This is a genomic window from Rothia sp. CCM 9419, assembly GCF_048512815.1.
Classification (GTDB): Bacteria; Actinomycetota; Actinomycetes; order Actinomycetales; family Micrococcaceae; genus Rothia.
The window spans coordinates 45,067-69,265 of the sequence record NZ_JBLXXY010000003.1; the positions used below are offsets into that span (position 1 = coordinate 45,067).

A 24,199-nucleotide genomic window follows, 5' to 3' on the forward strand; every position below is an offset into this window, starting at 1 on the left:
TCATATTGCTGCTAGGGGAGCAGACCGTGCCGTACACCGTATCCACCATGTGCTCTCTGCCGGTGTCAAAGCACTCTCACAAGAAGGAGCAACAGCTGAAAGCGTTCTGTGGGCGTTATGGGAGTCTTCAGAACTTGCCCACACTTGGCGTCAAGAATCATTAAACGGTGAAGGATTGAACGCGCAACGTGCTCACCGAGATTTAGATGCCATGCTTGGTCTTTTCGAGGCTGCCTCACGTTATACCGAGCAGATGCCTGGTGCGAGTGCCTTCCAATTCTTGAACTACATGATGGCTCAAGACATTCCGATGGACACACTGACCCGAACAACACGCGTACAAGGACACGTTGAAATATTGACTCCAGCTTTAGCTGCAGGACGTGAATGGGACTACGTTTACATTGCTGGATTACAAGAAGGTATCTGGCCGAACACTACTGTGCGCGGTTCTCTACTTGAGACGCATAAACTCACCGATATTCTTGATATCGGGTTAGACGCTGCACGACACATAACCTCCACTGATCGTGTGCGACAAACCCGTCACGATGAACTACGCATGTTTGCCACTGCGCTCTCACGAGCGAAGAAACAGGTTCGGTGTACAGCAGTGATGTCTGAAGACGAATTTCCTAGTGAGTTTTTTGACCTTGTTGTTCCAGGCTCTCATGAGGGACGAACAACTACTGAGGTTCGACGTCCGATGACTCTTCGTGCGCTGGTGGCAGAGCTACGTCAATGGGCAGAACAATATGAGCAAAACCCCGAACCCGCTCACCACGCGATACAGATTCTTCGCAAGTTCAACGACCTAGGACAAACACGCGGGTATATTGTGCCCGGTGCCTCACCTGATAGCTGGTGGGGGCTGAGCCCTCTCTCCTCTCAAGGCAGTGCCTTTGGAGAAGAGGCGCCTATTCCGATGTCACCTTCACGACTAGAGACGGTGCACCGTTCTCCGCTGGAATGGTTCGTTTCCGAATCACGCGCAGAAGCTGCTACCGATGCTTCACGTTCTTTAGGAAACGTTGTACACGAACTTGCAGAACAGTACCCTCACGGGCCAGGTTATGTTTTGGAAGAACAACTTGCTCAGACCTTCCAAAAAATGAATCTGCCTGATACCTGGGAAACTCAAAAAATCTATGAACGAGCACAAAAGATGGTACGAAAATTTGCCTCCTACGTGGCTGAGCTATCCCAACATCAGCGGGAATTGAGTAATGTTGAAGGCAGTTTTAAAGTTTTTGTTCCAGGAAAAACACGTAACGCGTTACTGGTCGGCAGAATTGACCGTTTAGAGAAAAATCAAGAAACTGGACGCTACGCCATCATCGATTTGAAAACGGGGAGAACTGCACCCTCTCAGAAAGAGAAAATACCTCGTCACCCACAACTTGCCGCTTACCAAGTTGCTTTAGAAGCTGGTATCGGTGAAAAACTTGCTCAGGGGGAAGACTCACCCGAAGCGAGATTTAGCGGGCTTACATCACGCTCTGGCGGTGCCTTCCTCATACAGTTAGGTACCGACACGAAAACTTACCGTGAACAGCAACAAGAGCCTCTCACAGAAGAAGATTTATGGGCAGTAGAGCTCATTCAACAAGCAGCAGAGCTTATCGCTCAAGAATATTTTCAGGCACGCCATACTTCAGCCCAAGCTAGTGGCTACGGTATCCAATGCAAACTTCCCGAAATCTGCCCGTTATGTGCTCGTGGTAGACAAGTGACGCAATAACGAAAAGAGACGATAAACATGACGGAAAAAACTCAAGAATACTTCAGCCCAGAAAAAATAGCCAAACTGCTTGGCAAACCAGCGCCCACCCCTGAGCAGTCTGAAATTATTCGCTCAGATTTACGCCCTTGTCTCGTTATTGCGGGTGCAGGCTCTGGGAAGACCGCGACCATGGTCGATAGAGTTATCTGGCTCGTTGCGAACCAAAAAGTGAGGCCAGAAGAAATTTTGGGAGTGACCTTCACCCGAAAAGCTGCTGGAGAGCTTCGTGAACGTATGCGTATCGCGCTGAATCAGCTACGTCATCAAGGCATCATCAAAAGAACAGATCAAGACGAAGAAATCACCGACCCTGTTGTCTCAACCTACCATTCATATGCGAAGAGTCTTGTCTCCGACTATGGTCTACGCCTTGGCATAGAACAAGATGCACAGCTCTTAGGTCAAGCTCAAAGTTGGCAGCTGATGGCACAGATTGTGGAGCACCTACAACCAGAGATTGCTTTAGAAGACCTCATGTCTAAAAGCACCATCATTAAAGATGCGCTGACTCTTGCCAGTGAATGTTCTGAACATCTTGTCACACCTGAACGTCTACAACAATGGTGTGAGGACGAAGAACAAAAAGTACGCAATATCAGCGGAAACAGAATCTCTAGTGAACAAAGAAATCTTTTAAAACGTCTTCAACAGCGTCGTTTTTATGCTGACATCATCCAAGAATACCGCAATGTTAAAAAACGTATGCAAGTGATGGATTACGGGGACCTTGTCTCTTTAGCTGCGCGTATTGCAAAAGAATTTCCAATGGTGTCAAAAACTGAACAAGAACGCTATAAAGTTGTTCTCTTAGACGAGTTTCAAGACACCTCCCACGCTCAAATGCAACTTTTCTCAGATCTTTTTGGACATAGGGCAGACCCCCAACACGAACATGCTGTGATGGCCGTGGGCGACCCGAAACAGTCCATTTATGGTTTCCGTGGGGCTTCTGACGGCCAGCTCTATAACTTCTACCAGTACTTTCCAACAGCCAACAAAGACACAAAATTCTTAACAATAGCGTGGCGTAATGATGTTTCGATTCTTACCTGCGCTAATACCCTCGCAACACCTTTATCAAAACCTGCAGATTGGTCAAGAGCAAAACCTCTGAGCAAACCTATTCCTCATCTTCAGCCACGTCCAACCGCAGAAGCGGGAAAAGTTCTCCTCGGTGGCTACAACTCAACCGAAGAAGAAGCCCAAGCAATCGCCCAAAAAATCTATGAAGAACGCCACAAACCAGAATATTCTGCGCTCAACGGCAGCATGCCAACGATGGCAATTCTGTGCAAAAAACGGGCAATGATGGAACCCATCCGCAAAGAACTTGAAGCGTTGTCTATCCCATATCAGGTGGTGGGTCTTGGTGGTCTGCTAGATACCCCAGAAGTCGTCGAAATGGTCTGCTACTTGAGGGTACTCTCTGACCCCGGGCGTTCTGACGCGCTCATGCGCATCCTCAGCGGTGCACGCTGGCGTCTAGGCACCCACGACCTCTTAGCGTTAGGGGACTGGGCACGGCATCTAGCACGCCGCCGTGAACACGCCATCAAAGAAGGCATCCGCGAAAAACTGACCTCGGACGAGACTCGCTCACCTGCCGGCGGTGAAGGCGACGAACGCCCCCTCAACACTGTTGAATCAATACTTTCTCGAGCATGCCTTGATAACACCGATGACGCTTCACTAATTGAAGCCATCGAAACGTTGCCTCCAGAAGAATGGGTATCTGCTCAAGGCCGTCAGCTGAGTACAGAAGGACTTAACCGCCTACAACGCTGCGCCGAAGAACTAACAGAGCTCCGTCAATACATGAACGAAGACCTCACCACACTTCTATACGAGATAGAACAGAAAATACTGTTAGACATTGAGTTAGCTGTCAAACCAGATACCAGCTCTCACCATGCACGGCGTAACCTCGACGCTTTCTACGAGTCGGCGGCAAACTATATGCTCACCGCACCGCGCCTTTGGGCAAGTCTTCGAGCAACACAAGAACAACCTCACAACTCCGAGAAAGAATCACCATCAACCTCACAAAAAATTTCACTCTATGCTGGGCTCAGTGGCACCAGCATGGTGAGCGGATTTTTAGCATGGTTAGAAGCCGCAGCCCAAGAAGAATCTGGACTAGAGATGATGGTTGATCCTCCTAGCCGAGAAGCCGTACAACTCTTGACAGTCCATGCCTCTAAAGGACTCGAATGGGACCACGTATATATTCCAGGACTATGTGAAGGGGACTTCCCCATCACAAAAGACCAACGCTGGACACAATGCTCCGATTCACTCCCTACTCCGCTACGTGGAGACAAAGACTTTATGCCACCGTGGATTAGCGAGTGTGAAAATACCAAAGAGCTCAAAGAATCACTAGAGATTTATCAAGAGCAAACTCTCGAACACACTACGACTGAAGAACGTCGCCTCGCCTATGTGGGGGTAACACGCGCTCGCTCACTACTCATGCTGACTCATGCGGTATGGAAAGGCAGTAACAAAACTAAAAATAAGGTATCTACGTTCTGGGAAGAGTTGTACAGACTGACCGAAGGACACTCTGGTGGGGCAGAAGATTTTGCTTTTGAGGTTCTTTCTACAAGTAGTGTTCCTGAAGAACAAAAAACAAACCCACAATCAGAGAAAATTTTAAGCGCATTATGGCCCTTTGACCCCATCGACGGACCTGTGACATGTAGCTGGGATTCTTTAGAAGAGCTCGAAGAAACTCCCGAACCAAAAATACGAGAACTACACCAACATACAAAACCATCACGCCGCCAACGGGTAGAGCATGCTGCCCAAGAAATAACGAACTCTATAGAAGAACACTCGTCGCTTGAAGCATCTGATAGCGAAAACCCACTCATCCGCCAATGGGGCGAAGAAAGTAAGCTACTTTTATCGCTTCTGCAACGTCAAGAGGAAGAAGACCCTCTTGGCATCCCTCAACACCTGAACACGTCAACGGTTGTGTCTCTCATTGACGATCCGCAGAAGGTCCTTGACAATACTTTGCGCCCAATACCGCAGCGGCCGACTATCTCAGCGCGCCAAGGAAATCTTTTCCACTCATGGATTGAAAATTATTATGAGAAACCGGCGACCTTAGAATTTGATGAGGAATACGCGGAAGAAGAGAATGACGAAATTATTCATTTTGAGAAGTTCACACAAAACTTCCTTGCAAGCCCTTGGGCGAACACTAAACCGTGGGCTGTAGAGTACCCTTTTGAAACTCCTTTAGCAGGTACTTCCGTCAGGGGTAGAATCGACGCAATTTTTAGGCATGAACAACCTGACGGTAGCGTACGCTGGGAATTAGTAGACTGGAAGACAGGGCGAGTTCCGACTACAAAACAGCTCGCACATCTTAACTATCAGCTTGCTGTATACCGTATTGCTTTCTCTCGACTTCACAATATTAATCTTGAGGACATCGATACAGCATTCTGCTATGTTTCGACAGGAGACATTATCCGCCCAGAAAAACTAGCAACCGAAGATGAGCTAGAAAAAATTATCCGTGAGAAATGGAACAGAACCATCAACTAACGTTCTATCTCTCATAAGAAACTGTGGGGTGCATACCACCGATGGTATGCACCCCACAACTTGTATCAGAACTTTTATTGCGGTGGTGCAATCTTAAGAAGACGCAACTCGCCAGAGGCAAGAAGCGAATCCTCAAGTTCACGAAGAAGCTCTAACGCCTGCTGGAACATCTCCTCATCTTCACGCTCTACAGCTCGTAGAAGCCACTGTGCTAACGCAAACTCTGCATAAAGATGGGCTCGTAAAGATAACGCAGAATCTGGAAGCTGCGGCATCTGCTCAATATATACATTGAGAACTTCTTCAGAGAACCGTTGGTCTTCACACCCTAAAAGCCATGAAAAATCAAGAGCCGGATCACCAACACACACTTCAGACCAGCCGGTTACTGCGGTGACTTTTTTCTGCTCTAACACAAGATTATCTTCGTTCAAATCGCCGTGAATCACACGCGGTCTAAACGACCACATCGCATCATCATCAATTTGTTCACGCCACCGTTGAATGAGCAAAGGCGAAATCTTATTGAGAGCCTCAACTCTATCCAACTCTGCACGACGGCGTTCTCGTATCTGCTCCGCCGAATACACCGGAAGATTTGCGTCCTCAATAATCGTCTCAGGCATCACATGAATAGTGGCAATGAGACGACCTAAAGCGGTCGCTAAGTTTTCGGTATCTTCTTTCGCATGAGAAGAAATCTCTGCCAACTCATCAATATCGTGCGGAGAACCGGGGATATGAGTATAAATGAATGTTTGCATACCGTTAACAAGAACCGACCCGACGATGGTTGGTACAAGAAACGGTAAACGTGCCCTGAGCCCTGCTGAAAAAGATTGTAAGATGACATGCTCAGCTTCAAGACGAACGCTTGCCTCGGGATTCTTCGGCGAACGCACACGCCAGCGCTTACCAGCAGAATCGATAATAATAGCTGAATCAAAGTCTGTCGTATCGTCGGCAGAAGGCAACGCCGCAACAGGATACAAACCTGGTACGCCAGCAGAAACAATAGCAGCAAGTTGAAGGGGAGTAACAGTCACATCACAAGAGTACAAGAGAAATGCCAACACCTCGAACGAACATCGCCAGATACTCTAAAATAGTGACATCTTTTATACGAAAACTCTATAAAACTATCAGCTATGCCACAGCGAAGAATGACAACAGCGCTTCTTCACAGTAGCTACTGTCAAAACACTGAACTACACTGGAACACAGAACCCACCATCCAATAACGATAAAACGCACAGGAGCCCGATGTCTTTTCTCCCCTTTTCTGCAGAATCGACAGCTAACACCCCTCAACACGTACCATACGGTGCTCCTGATTCCCAAAAAATTCTTGAAAACCTCGATCCCGAACAACGCAGAGTTGGTAGCGAACTTGACGGACCCATGTGCGTATTAGCTGGCGCTGGAACAGGTAAAACCCGAGCCATCACCCACCGTATCGCATATGGTATAGCTATTGGACGGTACGTACCTCAACGCGTTCTTGCACTGACCTTCACCGCACGAGCCGCTGACGAAATGCGTATTCGCCTCCGTGCATTAGGCGCTGACGGTGTTCAAGCACGAACCTTTCACTCTGCGGCTTTACGACAGCTCCGGTACTTCTGGCCAAGAGCTGTTGGCGGAACCGAACCAACCCTTATCAGCCATAAAGCACCCCTCATTAGCGAAGCTGCACAACGCCTTCGACTTAGCACCGATAAGGCAGCTTTAAGAGATTTCGCCTCAGAAATTGAGTGGGCAAAAGTCAACTTACATACTCCTGATACTCTCAGCACCGTAATAAGAGGACGCTCTCTACCTGCCGGATTAGACGAACAAACAATGGTGCGTCTCTTCCGTGCCTATGAAGAACTCAAAGATGAACGCAACATCATTGACTTTGAAGATGTTCTTCTCCTCACCATTGGAATCCTCGAAGACGACCCATCCATTGCTGCAGAAGTACATAAACAATACCGGCACTTTATCGTCGATGAATATCAGGACGTTTCACCTTTACAACAGCGCTTACTAGATGCTTGGCTGGGAGACAGAGACGACCTCTGCGTTGTGGGCGATGCTTCACAGACCATCTACACTTTTACCGGCGCAACCAGCCGATATCTTCTAGAATTTCGTAACAAATACCCCCATGCAAACATTGTTAAACTGGTACGTGACTACCGTTCAACACCACAAGTAGTTCATCTTGCCAACTCTTTGCTTAAAACTCGACGGGCCCTCCCCGACGCAACGCCTGGGCGGTGGGCAGAACCTCTAGAACTCATCTCACATAAACCACGAGGACCAGAGCCACAATGGTTTGGATACAACGATGACGAAGAAGAAGCACAAGGCATCGCTGAAGATGTTCAAGACCTCATCACCAAAGACGGGATTGCCCCCTCTGAGATTGCGGTGCTTTTCAGAACAAACTCACAATCTGCAACTATTGAACAAGCCTTCAACGATGCGGGGGTACCCTACCAATTACGCGGAGCCGAACAGTTCTTCTCTCGTCCAGAAGTAAAAAATGCCTACGTACAACTACGTTCAGCAGCAAGCTCTGCTGAAAGTGGATCTGTTATGCAGAACGTCTCCGATATTTTGTATTCTCTAGGATATACACCTAAAGCACCCAGCTCTTCGGGTGCTGTACGTCAAAAATGGGAATCACTGGCAGCACTTGTTTCTATGGCTGAACGTATGGAACGTGAACGTCATAAAGCTCAAGAACAGAACCCCGATTTACCTGATTTAACTTTGCAAGAATTTGTTGGACGCCTACACCAACGAATGGAACACCAAGACGCCCCCATCCTCAACGGTGTAACTCTGGCATCCTTACACTCTGCAAAGGGACTGGAATGGGAGGCTGTATTCTTAGCTGGAATGAATGAGGGGCTTATGCCTATTAGCTATGCCCAAGACGCAGACGACATTGATGAAGAACGCCGTCTGTTATACGTGGGTATTACACGTGCTAAAAGCTACTTGACGTTGAGCTGGTCTCGTTCACGAACACCGGGCGGACGAGGAAATAGACGCCGTTCACGGTTCCTAGCGCCGATTGCTCCCGTCCCTGAATAGGGGAGTATTAGAAGAAACATAAAATTTTATACTGTTTGATTATCTAGTACCTCTAAAATCTGTTTAGCAATAGCATTAATAACTGGAACTGCTACAGAATTACCGAATTGCTTGTAAGCTTGTGTATCACTGACAGGAATAATAAATTCTTCTGGGAATCCTTGAAGTCTACTAGCTTCTCGAGGAGTTAATTTACGAGGATTTTTACCATCTTGTTTGATTAATATTTCACTACCGTCTTTATAATATCGAGCAGAGATAGTATTCGTATAAGGGCTATTTTCATCAAATAACGAGCAGCCGAACCCATTGCCGTTTTCCTTGTGTTTAGCTTTTCGCCTTTGGTGCCCTTGCCATAACTTGTCAGATATGGTGTATTTATCTGATACATTATCTTCTAAGATTTTGCCAAGACGTGTTTCAATAAATAAAGGAGTTGGAAATCTAAAATCATTAAAGTTACCAATTTGTTCTTTATCGAACCCTACAATATAAATGCGTTCACGATTTTGTGGAAGGCCAAAATCTTTAGCTTTAAATAGAGTGCTATAAACTCCATAACCTAGATTACATAGAGTGTTCTCTATAGTCTGAAAGGTGCGACCCTTATCATGGCCTTTTAAGTTTTTAACGTTCTCGAGAAGGAAAGCTTTGGGTCGTTTTTCTTTGATAATGCGGGCAACTTCAAAGAATAATGTTCCCCTAGTATCTTCAAATCCAAGTTTTTTTCCTGCTTGGCTAAAAGCCTGACACGGGAAACCTCCTACTAAGATGTCATGGGAAGGAATAGAGTCTCCGGCAATTTTAGTGATATCGCCAAAGGGTGCTTCGCCATAGTTGGCTTTGTAGGTTTTTGCTGCAAATTTATCTATTTCGCTGCTAAAAATAGATTTGGTACGGCCTGTAAGTTGGAATCCTAAACGAGTGCCACCTATCCCCGCAAAAAGGTCAATCATGGTGTAGTCAGCGGCAGGAGGGTTTTGAAAAGGAATTTCTTCTGGGAAGTTGAGTATGTGGTCTAACTCTATACTGGAAGGTTTACACTCACCGTTTTCCCATCGCCTGATTGTCCTGTCTCCGAATTTAGGCAGACCTATAGCGTCTGCCAGTTCTTTTTGTGTCATATTGAGGCGAGACCGCTTACTCTTTATGAGAGCGGAAGGGTCATTATCTAAGTTGTTTTTTTCTAGTAGCATAGATTTCATGGGATAGTTCTCTAGTGGCTCAGTCTGATGATTGGGTGAATATTAGGGCAAAGTGTCCTCTTTCTGACACAATATTATCAAAAAATCTGGATATGTGAAGTGAGAAGTTAAGTGGAATTAGAACTCTATAAAATTTTTGTAAAAACTCAAAGGAAAAAGTATTTTAAAGAAGATATGCCTTATGACTTGGTGTACAGGAATTTTGAAAAATTAGGGTTAACCAATCAGTCTGTAGAATATTTTTTAAAAAATGCTAGTTCTGTAATTGAAAAACTTAGAAGTAACTCTTGGGATGAGTTTCAAGAAAAGGAACAAGAATTTACTTCAAAAATGCTGTCCTCCCTCTACTCTAGAGACGACATTAAAGGTATGGACGCTAGTGAAGCAATTTCTTGGTTTGTAGATAAATTTCCTATGCATATTTATAGTCTTAATCTTTCCAATACACAAAGTCGTAGAAGTAGGGCAGGGAAAGAATTTGAGGCAATTATAGAATTGATTCTAATTGGTGCTGATATTCCAATGGATAGTCAAGGAAATATTGGCAAAAAATTCTTCGAGGATAAAGATCTAGGAAAAATGGTTGATATTGTATCACCTGGTTCTAGCGAATATTCTATTTATAAACGTGATACTGTTTTGATTAGTGCTAAAACAACGTTAAGGGAGCGTTGGCAAGAAGTGCCTGAAGAAATGGGTAGAACGGGTGCTAGAGAAATGTTTTTAGTTACTTTGGACGAATCTATTAGCCAAGAAGTAATAGAGACATTAGATGAGGCTAATATTCAAGTTGTAACTACAAGGTCGGTAAAAGAAACAAACTATAATACTAATAACAATGTAATCACGTTTGAACGCCTTTTAGATATTTTGAAAGAAACCGCTAGTAAATGGGATGACTATAACTATCCACAGGATGTTATAAGGCAAAATAAAATAAATCTTGAGAAACAATTAAAAAGCCATCATAATCATAGTTTCGTGGAAGAATATTATAATCGCCGGATTGAAAAATTCTCAATATAATATAGGGGGGCAACGTGTATGTTGCCCCCCTATATTATTGGTGAGTTTTGTGCGTAATAAATATAATTCCTATTTCTCACTTACTGCAAGGTGCACCCGAATATGTAATAGATCAGGTCATTCACCATGAGCTATGCCATTTTGTAGAGCCTAATCATAGTCCTGCTTTCCGGATGCTAGAACGCCGTTACCCCCACTATGAGAAGGCAACGGCGTTCTTATCAGGAATAATCTTCGCTACGAGAAATGAATAATCATTTTACCTATGGATAAATCCGCTAATTTTGTGGCTTATCGTCATCTTCAGAGGTATCTTCTGGTTGGTCGTACCCTCCAGAAAGTAGCTTCTCTAAAGCAGCATCAAACTCATCTTCGCTGGCGGTCACTAATGCCGTACGAGATGCGTATGCTTCTGGGTTATCTAGCTCTTCTAAGGTGGGGAGCATCTCTGGTGCTTCCCATAACTGGTCTCGTGCTTCTAAACCGTGTTCTTGGGTGTAGTGACGCCAAAATTGTGCGGCTTCTCTATTCTTCCGCGGGTGTAGTTCAAGACCTAGAAGGGCTGCAAAAATATGTTCTGTTGGCCCACCTACTGCATGGCGACGGTTCATGACCTCAGCTAGCTGAGAAGACATCGGAAGGTTCTTCGTGGCATCTTCTGCGACGACGGTAACCCAACCCTCGACCAGCGCTAAGAGCATTTCTAAACGTTCTAGAGCAAGTTTTTGGTCTTCTGTGTTTTGAGGAGTGAAGATATTGCTTGAGAACGCAATTTGTAAGGCTTCTTGATCCATAATGTCAATCTGCTCTGCTTCTTGTTGCATGCGTTCAATATCAACGTGGATACCGCGGGCATAACGTTTAATCAAAGCGACAATATCTTCGCGAAGCCACTTGGCTGCTTTATACAATCTGGTGAGTGCAACTTCGCGTACAGCAAGATAAATCATGACTTCTTGCGGTGGAATCTCTAACCCATCGCCAAAGTCTTTAATAGCTGACGGCAGTAATGCTGAACGTCCTTCTGCCATGGGCAGACCAACATCTGTTGAGGAGACGACTTCTTGAGCAAGTCTGCCGATGGCTTGTCCAGCTTGGATGCCGAACATCATGCCACCAACACCAGAGAGAATATTCGTTTGCCCGCCGAGAAGATGTTTGATTTCTTCAGGGAGCTGTTCTGACATTGACTGGTTCATTGCTTCAGAAAGGCTGGTGGCAATAGGGCCAGCAATTTCTTGGAAAATATCAAAGGTGTTATTGACGTAGTCAGCTTTAGACCATGATTCTGTGGGGTACCCTGTAGGGCTAAAAGCGGTTGCGGGGTCGACCCATAGTTGAGCAAGCTGAATCGCGTCTGCTACCGCAGACTCCTGAGCCGTTGTGAGCTTTGGATCTTCCCCTTGAGAGACGGCTTGATGAGCGTGACTTTTAGCTAGTTCCCAGTTGACAGGTTCGTCTGTTGAGGCCCCGGCAGACATTGATGTGAGTCCTGAGAAGACTGCCGCAATTTGTGCGGGGTCGATGGGAATCCCCATATTTTTCATCTGTTCAGGGTCAAGGGGCCATTCTGCTGGGTTGCCTTGTGCTCCTGGAAAACCATTTTCTGAGAGTTTTTTGAAGAACTCTTCAAAAGGGTTAGAGCCGTCGTCAGATGGCATTCCCCACGGGTTATTGTTTGAAGTCATCATCATCTCCCAAAAATGAGTTAGTACGGGTTCAATCTCTACTGCATACTACGTTACCTAAGGAATATCGGTGGTGCGATGTTTTTAGGGGGTTAGATATCAAAGCGAGACATAATTCTATGCTAACTCAAAGACAACTGACTCTCTGCTGAGAATCAGTGAATCTTTGCGTCATATCACTGTTGGTAGGAAGAATACGGGTACTCTAGAACAATGCAGTTCCGAGAAAAAATGTTTTCCTTCGCTTCTTTTTCTTCTCATAAGAGGTCACGCCGTGATTCTGTTCAGAGTCTATGTGCGTTCTCCACGATTGGACTTGCTTTCTTGGGGCTATGGGTTCCTGTCAATTTTGTGACGGAAGAGCCTGGCCCCACCTTTAACACTATTGGTTCATATAAAGATCAACAACTTATCAGTATTGAGGGCGAAAAAACATACCCTGTAACGGGTGCTCTAGATATGACAACTGTGTCTGTTGCTGGTGGACCTAACACTGATATTTCTGCAGTACATGTATTATCGACGTGGCTGATGCCAGATACTTTAGTTCTCCCTAGTGACTTGGTCTATCCTCATACGCTCACTCGTGAAGAAGTGACTGAACAAAATACTGTTGATATGGCAAATTCTCAAGAGGTTGCGCAGGCTGCAGCACTCAAATATTTGGGGAAGCCGTTTAAAGAAAAGATGACGGTAGCTCGACTGACTAAAGATAATCCCAATAGTGACCTTATTAAACCTGGTGATGTTCTCATCTCTTTAAATGGTCAGAAGATTGAGCATTATGAGCAGATTGCTGAGATTTTGTCGAGAACAGGTGATAAGACTCTTGATGCTGTTATCGAAAGAGAAGGGAAAGAAGAACATCTTTCTCTTAAACCTAGCTATGACGAAAAAAAGCAAAAATATATTCTGGGGTTATTTCTTGGTGCAACTTATGAATTCCCTTTTAAAGTGAATTATGGGTTAGAAGAAGTTGGCGGGCCTAGCGCCGGCATGATGTTTGCTTTAGGAATTATTGACGAACTAACGGAGAAGAATCTGACCGGTGGAAAACATTTTGCTGGTACCGGAACAATCGACGCTCAAGGTCATGTTGGAGAAATTGGTGGTATCGCACAAAAGATGGTAGGTGCTCGTCAGAGTGGAGCAACAACGTTTATCGCACCCGAAAAAAATTGTGGTGAAGTAATCGGTCATATCCCTGACGGTCTATCTGTTGTTGCTGTATCAACTCTAGATGAAGCAGTACATGCAGTGGAAGGCATCGCGGCGGGAAAACCTGCAGATAGTTTTAGACAATGTACCGATTCATAAGATTTTAGCCATTGTCGTTAAACAATAGGTGGTGTGCCCTAACAAGAATGTTGGAGCACACCACCTATTGTTTATGTAAAACTCTTCTCAGAGGCATCTAGCGGTTTAGAAGAATCCTCCACCTCGACGGCGTGAAGAACGTTTAGTTCCAAAGATAGAACGTACCAGCTCACGGCCTAGAGTAGAGACGATATTAGTGCCGATACGCATTGCTGCGTCGTTACGTTTTTGGCGTTCACGTTCTTCTGCCCGCGCAATACGCTCAGCTTCTTTGGCCCGTTCTTTTTCAAGCTTTTCTTGTTCTTTAGCTAAACGTTCAGCTTCTTTTTGCTGTTCTGCACTAAGCGTTTGCTCTTCTTGCTTCTGCTGAGTTTCAGTAAGTTTTTCGTATGCAGAATAAGAATCCACGACGGTTGCGTAACGGTCGTTCAATGAGCTTGCCGCAACTACTGAGCTGATAGCTTCGGGGGCAGGAGCCATGAGTGATTCTGGCGCAAAAATCTTAGTCTTTGCAACCGGTGAGGGTGCACCTTTTTCGCTCATGACCGTGACCAAGGCTTCGCCAATTCCTGCACTCGTGAGTGCTTCTTCCATATCGTAGGCAGACTTTGGGAAAGTCCGTGCGGTAGCCGTCAATGCTTTCTGATCATCTGGGGTAAATGCACGTAGAGCATGTTGCACGCGGTTGGCTAACTGACCTAGTATTTCTGCGGGGAGGTCTTTAGGTGTTTGAGTAATGAAGAAGAGACCTACACCCTTGGAACGAATGAGTCGAACCGTTTGAGTAATAGCTTCTTTAAACGCTTTAGAGGCACCATTAAAGAGTAGGTGCGCTTCGTCAAGGAAGAAGACAAGTTTGGGTTTCTCTACATCGCCAACTTCGGGCAACTCTGAGAAGAGATCGGCAAGAAGCCACATTAAGAAAGTGGAGAATAGTTTAGGATTAGCCTGCACATCTGCCAATTCCAAGATGCTAATGACACCGCGCCCGTCTGCTGCGGTACGTAGGAATTCTTGAGGTTCGAACTCTGGTTCGCCAAAGAACTTTTCCATTCCTTCAGCTTCTAACGTGACTAATTCACGAAGAATGACACCAGCTGTTGCACTGGAGATACCGCCGATACCAGATAGTTCTGCTTTGCCTTCGGGGGAGGACAGAAACTGAATCACTGCACGAAGGTCAGCAAGGTTATATAGTTCTAGGTTCTTCTGGTCTGCGTAATGGAAAATTAGCTGTAGTGCAGACTCTTGAGTGGAGTTAAGGTCCATAACACGCGAAAGCAGAATTGGGCCAAAGGACTCAATGGTAGCTCGGATAGGGACACCAATACCTTCGCCACCGAGTGTGAAGAATTCTGTGGGGAATGATTTTGCTTCCCATTGTTGGCCCAGAGATGCCGAACGTGCAGCTAACTTTTCACTATTTTCTCCCGGTGCCGCTAGACCAGAGAGGTCACCTTTCATGTCAGCAAGGAATACTGGCACGCCCTGCGCGCTGAGCTGCTCTGCAAGAACCTGTAGAGTCTTAGTCTTTCCAGTACCTGTGGCACCGGCAACGAGACCGTGCCGGTTCATCATAGATAGGGGTAGTGAGACTTTTGCTTCTGGGTCGGGCACGCCGTCGCAGGTTGCTACGCCTAAGGGGATGGTTTTCCCTTCAAAGGAATACCCATTTTTAATTGCTTCAAGCTGTTGTGCATCATTAGACATGGCTTCAGTATAACGGGATTAACCACCATATATAACACATCTATTCAGCGTATTTTCAGGTTAGAGGTAAAACCTGTCATCACGGGATGTTCTCGTACCAAAGGCCCTTGTTATTTGGCACAATAGATACATACCTTTGAGCTTGTCTGCTGATAGCAAGAAAAGCTCCTATGACCGGCGAACTGAATTCGCGACGCAACCATCATCGAGGAAGATGTGAGTACCGGACCTACCTCTCAAAAACCCCGTCCTGCACAACGTAGCAATAGCACACTTGTTATAACAGCAACCATTATTGCTGTTCTCATTGCCCTATTCGTTGCAGGCACCCAAATCTATACGGACGTACTGTGGTATAACCAGCTTGGTTATCTTGGAGTGTTCATCACCGAAAACGTTTATAAGATAGCTGTTTTTGGTGTAGCTGCCCTTATCGCAGGAGTTTGCTTGTGGGCAAGCATGTTTTATGCTTTCTCGCACGGTGAACCACCTAAAATGCCGCGTCCTCAAAGACCACGCCCCACAACAGAAAACTCTGGAAACAACCCAGACCCCTTCGCTGAGATCCAAGATTTGTGGGAACAAAGCATGGGACGTTATCGTGACTCCGTTGAGCGTCTACGAAAACTGATTCTCATTGTTGTTCCCCTCGTTGGAGCTATCATCGTTGGTAGCGGAATGAGTGCACAATGGGACACCATCGCACTGTTCTTTAACGGGGTTGGATTCTCTCAAGAAGACCCAGAATTTGGTAAAGACCTCGGTTTCTTTGTCTTTTCCCTTCCTTTTTGGAAATTACTCGTCGACTTCTTGAGCACTATCGTGATTTTCTCTGCCATTGCAGGAGGAGCCGTACACTACTTCTACGGTGGTATTAAAGTTCTCGATAAAGGTATCGAAACAACCAAAGCTTTCCGCATTCAAGCTGCCGTTATCGCCTGCTTGTATCTTCTGCTACGCGGGGCAAAAATCTGGTTAGAACGTTATATCTCAACCCAAACCACTAGCGGAAAATGGGTGGGTGCGATGTTCACTGACGTCAATGCCATCATCCCTGTGAAAGGCATCCTCGCGATTGCAACGTTGCTTGTTGCGATACTTTTTGCCATTACTGTTGTTACTCAACGTTGGCGTATTCCTCTTGTAGGAACCGCCGTTTTGGTGATTGCTTCATTACTTGCAGGCAACTTATATCCCACCATTATTCAGCGTTTTCAGGTACGCCCTAACGAACAAGCATCTGAAACTCCTTATATCCAGCGCAATATTGATGCAACACGGGCTGCATACGGTTTAGACAACATCAAAGTTGAAAGCTATGACGCAACCACTGCAACAAATGCTGGTGCACTTACAGGGGAATCTGCAACAGTTTCTAATATCCGCCTTCTGGATCCTAACGTTGTTTCTAGTGCTTTTGCTCAGTTGCAGCAGTTCCGCCCGTACTATCGTTTTGAGCCAACGCTTTCTGTCGATCGATATACGATTGATGGAAAAGTGCAAGACACTGTACTTGCTGCACGTGAGCTGAATCCTCGTCAAACTGAAGGTTCTTCGTGGATTAACCGTCACGTGGTGTATACCCACGGGTATGGGGTAATCGCTGCATACGGTAACCAAGTAGAAGCTGATGGAAAGCCCAAATTTATGCAGGGCGGTATCCAAGCTCAAGGTGAAATTAGCGATACTTATGAGCCACGTATCTACTTTGGTATGAGCTCTCCTGAATATTCCATCGTTGGCGGTTCTCAAAATGATGAGCCTTTGGAACTAGACCGCCCACAAAGTTCAGATGATTCTGGAAACGCAGACGCTAAATACACTTTTAGTGGTAATGGTGGACCTAATATCGGTAACTTCTTTAACCGTTTGTCCTATGCGATTAAACATCAGTCCTCCGATATTTTGCTCTCGGACGCTATCCGCCCTGAGTCTCAGATTCTCTATGACCGTAAACCGACTGAACGTGTTAAAAAGGTTGCACCGTATCTGACGGTGGATGGAAACCCTTATCCTGTGATTGTTAACAATCAGGTGCTATGGGTTATTGACGCATATACGACAAGCGACCAGTACCCGTATTCTCAGGCAGAAGAGCTGCAACGAGCCACCACTGACTCTGAGACAGAATCTGGTGCTACTGCAGCTTTGCCTCAGAAGAAAGTGAATTACATCCGTAACTCCGTAAAAGCTACAGTCAATGCCTACGATGGTTCTGTTACCTTATATGCGTGGGATGACCAAGACCCAGTGCTTAAAGCATGGCAGGGAGTGTTCCCTCAGACGGTCAAACCTTATAGCGAGATGAGTGCAGACCTCATGGCTCATATGCGTTACCCTCAGGACCTGTTTAAGGTTCAGCGTGAAATTCTCAATAAATATCACGTGACGAATGCTGGTAGCTTCTACGCTGAAGACGATGTGTGGTCTATTCCTAACGACCCAACAGTTAAAGCTGCTCGTCCACTGCCTCCGTACTATCTGTCTTTGCAGATGCCTGGTGAAAAGGATGCTTCTTTCTCTCTTACCAGTAGCTTCATCCCTCAGCAGTCGGACTCTAACACCCGTAACGTGATGTATGGGTTCCTTGCTGCCAACGGTGATGCCGGAACTGGTAAGGATGGTGTGAAGAGTGAAGAATACGGCAAACTCACTCTTCTGGAGTTACCTCGTTCTTCTGTTGTTCCTGGCCCTGGTCAGGCGCAGAACGTGTTCAACTCTGATACTGAAGTATCAACTGAGCTGAATCTGCTACGGCAGGGTGCTTCATCCGTTATTAACGGCAACTTGCTGACTCTACCTGTGGGTGACGGTATCTTATATGTTCAGCCAGTTTATGTGGAGTCTTCTGGGGATGCGGCGTATCCGACGTTGCGTCGTGTGTTGGTAGGTTTCGGCGAGAAGGTAGGATTTGCTCCTACTCTCGATGAAGCGTTGAATGAACTCTTTGACGGATCTTCTGGCGCCCAGACTGCTGCAGACGCTGGTGTTGATCCTTCGAAGGTTGACTCTGACACAGCAGAGGGAAGCTCATCCGGCGAGTCAAAAACTTTAGCGGATGCTCTTCAACGTGCAAATCAGGCACTTAAAGATTCTGATGCTGCACGACAGAAAGGTGATTGGTCTGCATATGGTGAAGCTCAGAAGAAGCTTGACCAAGCAATTAAAGACGCGTTGAAAGCTGATGGGGTAGAAGTGGAGCAATCTGCTGATAAGCCCACTGATAGCTAACAGGCGTTTTGAAAACAGCGTTGAATCGTTCTATAAGGTTGTGACGTTGTTTTGCTCAGGGGTTGGTTGTTGTTCTTGAACGAGAGTTAACAACCAACCCCTGAGTGTATCCTCTCTCACAAAAAGCATTTTAGGTTTGCGTTCAATCGACAAGGTGTGTATAGTTATATAAGTCGCCGCGGGGTGGAGCAGTTCGGTAGCTCGCCGGGCTCATAACCCGGAGGTCGCAGGTTCAAATCCTGTCCCCGCAACCACTTGATAAGTAGCCCCAGTTGGTATGAATCCGATTGGGGCACTTTTCTTTTCCCCTTCATTGTTAATCATCGCAGTGGAGGGGATTTTTGCGTTAATGATATTTTCCCCAAGTAATTCTCCTAGCGTAATTCCTAGCATTCCCGCTGTAACAATTAGAATTTCTAAGGAAAATAGTGTTTTCCCGCGAAGTTTTTCGGAGCCTGAAACTGAACTTAGACCTAGTGTTTGGGCTAGGTCTTTCTGCTTTATACCAGCTCTTGTAATCCATACTTTGATTTCTCTACCGACTACAGCAGGCATACTTAAGTAATTTTTTTCGTTGTTCATCATGGTTGCATGATTAGCAAGTTTTACTTTCTTAATCAACGATAGAGAAGAAAGAATTTAAGCTGAACCAAATTTTTACTTGAAAAGTTCGGTTTAACCGTTTGATGATTCGCTTTGCTGCTTGTCTGTCAAGCTTTTTATGTGCTTACGTGAGTTTTCAGTAAATTCAACACTCCAACTCATAGATCTAATTCAGCTTTGATGCTATCAAGGGAGTATGTTTTAGCTTTTCCAGAACGTGCTTGCTCCGCGTCTTGGCGAAGCCCATAGGCGTGCTCAAGTTCTCCGAGGTGCTCTTCGAGTAGGGAATTGATATAGAAGGAAACGGTTCGGTTAGTTTCTTTGGATAGGCCTGCTAAGCGTTCTTGAACGTCTGGGTCAGTTCGGAAGGTTATTACTTTTTTGGAAGGTACTTGTACGCGCATAAGAGCAGTGTAATATGTGCATTACACTGCATATAATACGTTTTCTTTCTTGTAGCCAACAATAGGCAGGTTTGTATATCCAAAATTTTCATAGAATGTTAGGAATGTTTTGGTATGTCGTTGAGACCCCCACTAATATCCTGCTAGTTCGCTGATTTCTATACTCTCTACCTTCCGCCAGCTTCTCGTTAAAGCCGGAAAATTAGAGTGTTCAGCTATAGAAGTAGAAAAAGTAAGCGAAGATGCTTTTTCGCGGTGGATTGAAAAATACAGCGGTGAGTATTCTCGAAAAGAGATTGCTGATTTTATTGAGATGGACCCTGTTAATCTCTCCTGCCAGATCAATAATCAGACGCTGAGTTTTGATAGGTGCTTAGCGGTTGCTGAATTCTTAGATGCAGATGCTCGAATTCCTCTTATCTGCTGTGGGCATTTAGGGTTAGAAGATTTTTCTGGGGGGCTAAGTCAAATGCTTGCAAAGGCTTCTTTGGGTGCTCTTATTGACGTTGTAATGGAAGGGCAGAAGTTTCTCATGAATGAGATAAGTGAGCTTGGGAATAAATCAAGCCATCTATCACCTCCTTGTGGGAAGTAACAGACGGCTTGACATCATCAGCGTCAATAGCTTTTAAGTAACAGGTGGCTCTACTCTAAGGTAGAGCCACTTGCTGTTTTAGGCCATCTTAGGTTCGTACTTTTTGACATCCAAGAACAGGCGAACTTCTCCAAGAACTGCTAATAGCATCAAAGCAGTGCCGATGAGTGGGTTTTGGTAAAGAACGAAAATGTTATTCAACTCAATATCTTTTGTAAAGAGGAAATATCCAAAGCAGAATACTGAGATGAAGCCAAAGAAGTTGTATGTGAACGACCGGCCAGATTTTGTTTTTAGTTTTTTATCTAAGTTGTACATATACGTAACCGTAGTCCTATGGTGTGCATGCAATAAGAGTGGTTGAGGTTAGGGTATCCCTGTGAGTGAATGCTGCATCAGGCATGATTTCTCCGATGGGTAATTAGGTGGCTTTTCACTAGCGAAAGTTACTTATATGGTAACAGTCACTAATGTATGCGCTAGTGAAGGGGGTGTCAATGATTTTTAGAGTAAAAATTATTTAAAATAGTGATTACGTCATAATCTGCAAAAATGTAGATTAACGCCTTTTGTTTGCGTAATGTAGACAAGTTCTAAATTGTTTAAAATCATGTTTAAAACAGTGGTTACCTACCTGTATCTATAGGTGACCAAGTGTTCTAACTAGGGCTAGAAAACTTTTTCTTGTCCCTCGATAAGGGCTCAGGAACATCTGCTTGGTACCATTTCGCCGAGCTTTCTCTCTTTCAAGCCTTGCCTCTGCCGTTAACTAAAACGTTGGGAGCAAGGGATATTTGTGTAAGCTGCCTCAAGAAGGGCAGGACTACTTAGGCGAAGCTGTTTATTGGCTTCTATGCCTTGATAAATAATGGGAGATTTTTTCGCTGGCAAAAATTGCTGCAGTAAGGGTGCAACTACTTGGACTGTGCTCTGTTGTGACACCGCATAAATAGTGTTTATGAGGTTACGTCTTTTATGCTCTTGTTCTCGCTATGAATTGCTTTCTCTGGCAGGCTGTTTTCCTGCAAATATTAGGTGACTAGAGAAAAATTAATAACTGAATCACGAATAAATATGGTGCGCAGATGAAATAATAAAAATAGGCAGAACACACAAATACATTGTTACTTTCAGTCCCAAGCGTGGGTCAATATATACAGTTAGAGGGCGTTACCTACCTGTAGTAGGTAACGCCCTCAACTATAGGTGCGGTGAGGTGATGACATTATTGATCGTATCGAGGTTTCTGCCACTCAGGTTTTTCTTGCTGAGCATAGCGATAATACTCGGTGTACGTTAGCTCGCTAGCTGCATCTTCGTCAATAACAATGGTGACATCCGGATGCATTTGAAGAATCGAAGCAGGACAGTACGTTCCAATAGGTCCTTCCACCATCTGTGCGATGGCGCGGGCCTTACTTTTTCCTTGAGCTACGAGGACAATTTTTTGAGATTCCATGATGGTGCCAATACCTTGTGTGAGGCAGTGGATAGGAACCTGCTTAATATCATCATCGAAGAAACGTGCGTTATCTTCTCGGGTACGAGGAGCTAAGGTCTTAATGCGTGTACGAGAGACAAGAGAAGAACCTGGCTCGTTGAATCCAATATGCCCGTTGGCGCCAATGCCTAGAAGTTGAACATCGACACCGCCAGCATCTTTAATGCGTTGTTCGTATGCTGCGCACTCTACTTGGACATCCTGAGCTTGGCCGTTAAGAACGTGCACGTTCTGAGCTTGAAGACCAATTTTTTCAACAATTTCACGGTTGATGACAGCGCGGTATGACTCTGGGTGCCCTTCGGGAATTTCAACGTATTCGTCCAACGCAAAAGCCTTGACTGCGCTTACGTCAAGTCCGTCGCGCACCAGCTCTGCTAAGTGTTCATAGGTTTTGATGGGGGAAGAACCTGTAGCGACACCCCATACAGCTTGTGGGTTGTGGCGTACAGCGTCTGCCATGATTTCTGCGCTGTATGTACCAACTTCTTGTGCTGTAGAGAGAATGATGATTTCCATAAGTACAGCATAAACCACAAATCATTATTTGTATGAACCAATAAAATCTTTTTCTCGTATAAACTAGAAAATATGCGAACCAAAACGACCAATAAGCAGACCAATTCCCGTCGGCAGGGCGCTAATTCCCTACCCGCAGAACCTAAATATCGTTCGCTAGCTCGAATTATTGAAGAACGTTACGTTCTCGAAGGTAAACCACACGACACGCTACCAACAGAACGTGAGCTACAAAATATTTTTAACGTCTCACGAGACACTATCCGAAGAGCGCTCTACTCACTATCCGTCCGTGGACTCATCTACAACATTCAAGGCTCTGGCACATACATCGCAGAATGCCAAAGGATCACTAAAAAACCACACCTCACCTCCTTTACCGAAGACATGACAGCTCGAGGACACCTGCCTGCTTCAACCACCGAAAGCTGTAGCATTGTGCCAGCATCGGCAACCGTTGCCCGTAACCTCAACATCTCTGCAGGAGAAGACGTATACGAAATCATCCGTCTCCGAACCGCCGACGGAGTGCCTATGGCCTATGAAAGAGCCTATTTTCTCGTTGAAGCCTTCGCCGGACAACAACCCCAAGTTCATGCCTCCCTCGATGAACAACTACAACGTACCGGCTACCGTATTGTGAGCGCCCACCAAAGGATTAGCGCAACCAACCTCAACGCAGAAGAAGCACTTGCACTCGAACAACCCTTTGGGATTGCTACGCTCAAGGTAGAACGTATCGGATATACCGAACGAGGTATCGCCGTGGAATCAACACAAACGCTCTACCGCGCAGACCGCTATGATTACGAAATGCGAATTATCCGAGACGACGCTTAAGGACACACCATGAAAACACTGATTCACTCAACTCGTATTTTCTCCCCACAAGACCAAAAACTTTTCACAGGATGGGCCATTATTGAAAACGGAAAAATCACCTCCCAAGGTGTAGGAGAACAACCTCAGCTAAAAGAAGAACACGAAATACTCGATGGTACCGGAAACATCCTAACTCGCGGATACACCGATATTCATTGCCACGGTGGCGGGGGAGTAGCCTTCGAAGACCCCGAAGAATGCCATACCGCATTAAAAACGCATCGAGAACAAGGCACACTACGTGTTATCGCCTCGTTGGTAACGAACCAAGTTCCTGACATGTGCGATACCGTTGCCGCACTAGCCCAACGCTGCCAAGAATATGCTCAACCAACACAAGAGCATGCAGCACTTGTCGGAATTCACCTTGAAGGCCCCTTCCTCTCACCCCTACACAAGGGTGCGCACCGTGAAGACTACCTCACCGCACCAACACCAGAACTTGCAGAACAACTGATTGAAGCTGGCCAAGGCTACATTAAACAAGTCACTTTAGCTCCTGAAACTGACCGCGATTTAGCTGCCACAAAAACTTTTGTGCAACATGGTGTTCGCGTTGCTGTTGGACATACGGACGCTAACTATGAACAAGCCAAAGCTGCTTTTGAAGCAGGCGCTACACTGCTCACACACACTTTTAACGCAATGAGCCCTTTGCACCATCGTGCACCAGGCCCCATAGCCGCCGCTTTAGACACCCCAGGGGTAACCTGCGAAGTCATCGTTGACGGTACTCACGTGTATGCGCCAATGGTCAGAATGCTATTTGCTCAAGCTCCTGAACGTATAGCACTGATTACCGACGCTATGGCAGCGGCTGGTTGCTGCGACGGAAACTATAAACTAGGTAGCCTTGACGTTACCGTTAAAGACTCCGTAGCACGGTTAGATTCTAATGGTGCTATTGCAGGGAGCACACTTACCCTAGGAAGAGCAACTCGTACCGCGTATTCCTTTGGGATTCCTCTAGAACAAATACTCTCTTCAGCAACCACAATACCTGCTCAAGCCTTAGGCATATCTGATGAAACTGGCTTGTTGCTATTGGATGAAGAACTGAATCTCGTACGTTCTTTCATCTAAG

The 24,199-nt window shown here is 45.6% G+C and carries 16 protein-coding genes and 1 tRNA gene; 10 read left to right on the plus strand and 7 right to left on the minus strand.

Annotated elements, in window-relative coordinates; all coding sequences use genetic code 11:
- The first annotated feature begins 925 nt into the window (after positions 1-925).
- A complete protein-coding gene (locus ACN08W_RS03500) occupies positions 926-1,741 on the plus strand; it encodes a RecB family exonuclease (RefSeq protein ID WP_419108919.1) in 816 nt (271 codons plus the stop codon).
- An 18-nt stretch (positions 1,742-1,759) separates the two neighbouring features.
- The gene (locus ACN08W_RS03505) at positions 1,760-5,344 is read left to right on the plus strand and encodes an ATP-dependent helicase (protein WP_419108810.1); all 3,585 of its coding nucleotides are present in this window, start codon (positions 1,760-1,762) and stop codon (positions 5,342-5,344) included.
- Positions 5,345-5,418: 74 nt separating this feature from the next.
- Here the strand turns inward: ACN08W_RS03505 and ACN08W_RS03510 are convergent, their stop codons facing one another.
- On the minus strand, positions 5,419-6,390 hold the full coding sequence (locus tag ACN08W_RS03510; RefSeq protein ID WP_419103551.1) for a phosphotransferase: 972 nt from the start codon (positions 6,388-6,390) through the stop codon (positions 5,419-5,421).
- Positions 6,391-6,607: 217 nt separating this feature from the next.
- Between ACN08W_RS03510 and ACN08W_RS03515 the strand changes: the two genes are divergently transcribed.
- A complete protein-coding gene (locus tag ACN08W_RS03515; protein ID WP_419108811.1) occupies positions 6,608-8,434 on the plus strand; it encodes an ATP-dependent helicase in 1,827 nt (608 codons plus the stop codon).
- 26 nt (positions 8,435-8,460) lie between these two features.
- Here ACN08W_RS03515 and dcm read toward each other — a convergent pair whose 3' ends face one another.
- A complete protein-coding gene (gene dcm / locus ACN08W_RS03520) occupies positions 8,461-9,639 on the minus strand; it encodes a DNA (cytosine-5-)-methyltransferase (RefSeq protein WP_419107407.1) in 1,179 nt (392 codons plus the stop codon).
- Between the two features lie 111 nt (positions 9,640-9,750).
- Here dcm and ACN08W_RS03525 point away from each other — a divergent pair, with 111 nt between their 5' ends.
- Positions 9,751-10,665 (plus strand): type II restriction endonuclease, encoded by a 915-nt coding sequence (locus ACN08W_RS03525; protein ID WP_419107406.1) that lies wholly within the window; start codon positions 9,751-9,753, stop codon positions 10,663-10,665.
- Positions 10,666-10,712: 47 nt separating this feature from the next.
- Positions 10,713-10,919, plus strand: coding sequence for a M48 family metallopeptidase (locus ACN08W_RS03530; protein ID WP_419107405.1), 207 nt, complete (start codon positions 10,713-10,715; stop codon positions 10,917-10,919).
- 24 nt (positions 10,920-10,943) lie between these two features.
- Here the strand turns inward: ACN08W_RS03530 and ACN08W_RS03535 are convergent, their stop codons facing one another.
- Complete coding sequence (locus ACN08W_RS03535) at positions 10,944-12,353, minus strand: zinc-dependent metalloprotease (protein WP_419107404.1); 1,410 nt, start codon at positions 12,351-12,353, stop codon at positions 10,944-10,946.
- A gap of 213 nt (positions 12,354-12,566) precedes the next feature.
- Between ACN08W_RS03535 and ACN08W_RS03540 the strand changes: the two genes are divergently transcribed.
- Positions 12,567-13,670: a PDZ domain-containing protein gene (locus ACN08W_RS03540; protein ID WP_419107403.1), complete on the plus strand. Its 1,104-nt coding sequence runs from the start codon at positions 12,567-12,569 to the stop codon at positions 13,668-13,670.
- A gap of 105 nt (positions 13,671-13,775) precedes the next feature.
- Here ACN08W_RS03540 and ACN08W_RS03545 read toward each other — a convergent pair whose 3' ends face one another.
- Entirely contained in the window at positions 13,776-15,380 is a 1,605-nt protein-coding gene (locus ACN08W_RS03545; RefSeq protein ID WP_419108812.1) for a helicase HerA-like domain-containing protein, read from the minus strand.
- 216 nt (positions 15,381-15,596) lie between these two features.
- Between ACN08W_RS03545 and ACN08W_RS03550 the strand changes: the two genes are divergently transcribed.
- Complete coding sequence (locus ACN08W_RS03550) at positions 15,597-18,611, plus strand: UPF0182 family protein (protein ID WP_419108813.1); 3,015 nt, start codon at positions 15,597-15,599, stop codon at positions 18,609-18,611.
- 177 nt (positions 18,612-18,788) lie between these two features.
- Positions 18,789-18,865 (plus strand) — tRNA-Met (locus tag ACN08W_RS03555).
- 507 nt (positions 18,866-19,372) lie between these two features.
- Here the strand turns inward: ACN08W_RS03555 and ACN08W_RS03560 are convergent.
- The 3 genes from ACN08W_RS03560 to nagB form a co-directional block, all read right to left on the minus strand.
- A complete protein-coding gene (locus ACN08W_RS03560; protein ID WP_419108814.1) occupies positions 19,373-19,618 on the minus strand; it encodes a hypothetical protein in 246 nt (81 codons plus the stop codon).
- Positions 19,619-20,291: 673 nt separating this feature from the next.
- Positions 20,292-20,414, minus strand: a complete 123-nt coding sequence (locus ACN08W_RS03565; protein WP_419103543.1) for a hypothetical protein — start codon at positions 20,412-20,414, stop codon at positions 20,292-20,294.
- 1,024 nt (positions 20,415-21,438) lie between these two features.
- The gene (gene nagB / locus ACN08W_RS03570) at positions 21,439-22,233 is read right to left on the minus strand and encodes a glucosamine-6-phosphate deaminase (protein WP_419108815.1); all 795 of its coding nucleotides are present in this window, start codon (positions 22,231-22,233) and stop codon (positions 21,439-21,441) included.
- 72 nt (positions 22,234-22,305) lie between these two features.
- Between nagB and ACN08W_RS03575 the strand changes: the two genes are divergently transcribed.
- Both ACN08W_RS03575 and nagA read left to right on the plus strand, forming a co-directional pair.
- Positions 22,306-23,073, plus strand: coding sequence for a GntR family transcriptional regulator (locus ACN08W_RS03575; RefSeq protein ID WP_419107396.1), 768 nt, complete (start codon positions 22,306-22,308; stop codon positions 23,071-23,073).
- A 9-nt stretch (positions 23,074-23,082) separates the two neighbouring features.
- Positions 23,083-24,198 carry an N-acetylglucosamine-6-phosphate deacetylase gene (nagA, locus tag ACN08W_RS03580; RefSeq protein ID WP_419107395.1) on the plus strand — a complete coding sequence of 372 codons (1,116 nt, stop codon included), beginning with the start codon at positions 23,083-23,085 and terminating at the stop codon, positions 24,196-24,198.
- Position 24,199: the final 1 nt, after the last annotated feature.